The 2,352-nt window shown below is 73.5% G+C and carries 2 protein-coding genes; both read left to right on the top strand.

The genetic code is table 11. The annotated features are described in order from the left end of the window. Positions 1-286 precede the first annotated feature (286 nt). Complete coding sequence (locus NBX02_RS08690) at positions 287-1,582, top strand: thiolase family protein (RefSeq protein ID WP_250282133.1); 1,296 nt, start codon at positions 287-289, stop codon at positions 1,580-1,582. After that, positions 1,579-2,352, top strand: a 774-nt coding sequence (locus NBX02_RS08685) for an enoyl-CoA hydratase/isomerase family protein (RefSeq protein ID WP_250290845.1), incomplete at its 3' end; no start/stop codon positions are given. The genes NBX02_RS08690 and NBX02_RS08685, both read left to right, overlap by 4 nt.

Below are 2,352 nucleotides of genomic sequence, written 5' to 3'. Positions count from 1 at the left end.
GGCTGTCGCTGTCGCTGGCCGGGCCGGAGCCAGCGCCGGAGCCAGCGCCGGGCCCCGGCCGGCATCGGGGCGGGGCCGGCGCCCGGCCGGCGTCGGTGTCGAACCGGGATCGAGGCCGAATGGGGTTACCCATGGGTAACCTTCTGCCGTAGGCTGACCGTGTCGGCGGTCACGCCGGCACCGGTACCGTCCTCCCGGTAGATCGCCGTCCGTCACATGCGCTCCGCGGGCGTGACCGGACCGGTTTCGATAGCGACCTGCCGGGTCTCCCCGGTCAGGAGGCACAGTGTTCCAATCCGCCAGGGACTCCGTCCGCGACGTCGTGTTCGTCGACGGCGTCCGAACCCCCTTCGGCAAGGCCAAGGGGGTCTACTCCGAGACACGAGCGGACGATCTGATCGTCAAGGTCATCCGTGAGCTGCTGCGGCGCAACCCGGCGCTGCCGGCGGAACGGATCGACGACGTGGCGATCGCCGCGACCACCCAGACCGGCGACCAGGGGCTGACCATCGGCCGGGTGGCGGGCATCCTGGCCGGGCTGCCGCAGTCCGTGCCCGGCTACGCCATCGACCGGATGTGCGCCGGCGCGGTCACCGCCGTCACCACCACCGCGTCCGCGATCGCCGTCGGCGCCTACGACGTCGCGATCGCAGGCGGCGTCGAGCACATGGGCCGCCACCCCATGGGCGAGGGCGCCGACCCCAACCCGCGCTTCGTCTCCGAGAAGCTCATCGACACCTCCGCGCTGGTCATGGGCCAGACCGCGGAGAACGTGCACGACCGCTACCCGACGATCACCAAGGAGCGGACGGACGCCTACGCGCTGGCCTCCCAGCGGAAGGTCGCCAAGGCGTACGCCGACGGGCTGATCCAGCCCGACCTCGTCCCGGTCGCCGCCCGCCACACCGACAGCGGCTGGGAGCTCGTCACCGCCGACGAGCCGCCGCGCCCCGACACCACCCTGGCGGGCCTGGCCGGCCTGAAGACGCCGTTCCGGCCGCACGGCCGGGTGACCGCGGGCAACGCCGCCGGCATCAACGACGGCGCCACCGGCTGCATCCTCGCCGCCGGGGATGTCGCCGAGGAACTCGGGCTGACTGCGAAGATGCGGCTGGCCGGGTTCGGTTTCGCCGGTGTCGAGCCGCATGTGATGGGCCTCGGCCCGATCCCCTCCACCGAGAAGGCGCTGGCCCGCACCGGCCTGTCCATCGACGATATCGGGCTGTTCGAGCTCAACGAGGCGTTCGCCGTCCAGGTGCTCGCCTTCCTCGACCACTTCGGGATCGCCGACGACGACCCGCGGGTGAACCCCTTCGGCGGGGCGATCGCGCTGGGGCACCCGCTGGCCTCCAGCGGCGTCCGGCTGATGACCCAGCTCGCGCGCCAGTTCGCCGACCGTCCCGACGTCCGCTACGGGCTGACCGCCATGTGCGTGGGCTTCGGCATGGGCGCGACCACCATCTGGGAGAACCCGCACTTCACCGGCGACGCCGGCGCTGCCAACGGCAGGAGTGCCGCCAGCGGCAGGAGCGCTGCCAGCGCTGCCGCGCAGGCGTCCGGACGGACAGGAGGAGCCCGATGAGCGGGACACCGGCCACCGCCCTCGACTTCCCCGGCGAGGTGGTGACCCAGGCCCACGTCCGCTATGTGGCCCTGCCGGGTGTGGCCGGGCCGCTCGCGCTGGTCACTCTGGACAACGGCCTGGACCACACCCGCCCGTCGACCTTCGGGCCGGCCGGCCTGCGCAGCCTGCTCGCCGCCGCCGACGAGATCGAGGCGCACACCCCGGCCGTGTCGGCGGTTGCTGTCACCGGCAAGCCGTTCATCTTCAGCGTCGGCGCCGACCTGGCCTTCCGGTCGTCGCTGCGCGACCCGGAAGCGGCCCGGGCCGGCATCCACGCGATCGGCGAACTCGGCCACGCGGCGTTGCGACGGATCGGTGAGGGACACTTCGGCGGCCGCAAGGTCCCCACGTTCGCGCTGGTCAACGGCGCGGCCATGGGCGGCGGCCTGGAAGTGGCGCTGCACTGCGACTACCGTGCGCTGTCATCGGACGTCACCGCGCTGGCGCTGCCGGAGGTCTTCCTCGGCCTGCTGCCCGGCTGGGGCGGGACCCAGCTGCTGCCCAACCTCGTCGGCGCGGACCGCGCGGTCACCATCGCCATCGAGAACCCGCTGAACCAGAACAGGATGCTGCGCGCCGCGCAGGCGTTCGCCCTCGGCCTCGCCGACGTCCTGCTCGAGCCGGCGGACTTCCTCGAGGAGGCGCTGCGCTGGGCCGCCCGGGTCATCCGCGGCGAGATCGACCCGGCCGCGGCGCGGGCGCCGGTGCGGCGCGGCGCGGTCTGGGCG

Origin of the sequence: Protofrankia sp. CiP1_Cm_nod1, from assembly GCF_920888515.1 — a bacterium.
Classification (GTDB): Bacteria; Actinomycetota; Actinomycetes; order Frankiales; family Frankiaceae; genus Protofrankia.
This window is presented reverse-complemented; position numbering and strand designations above follow the sequence as displayed.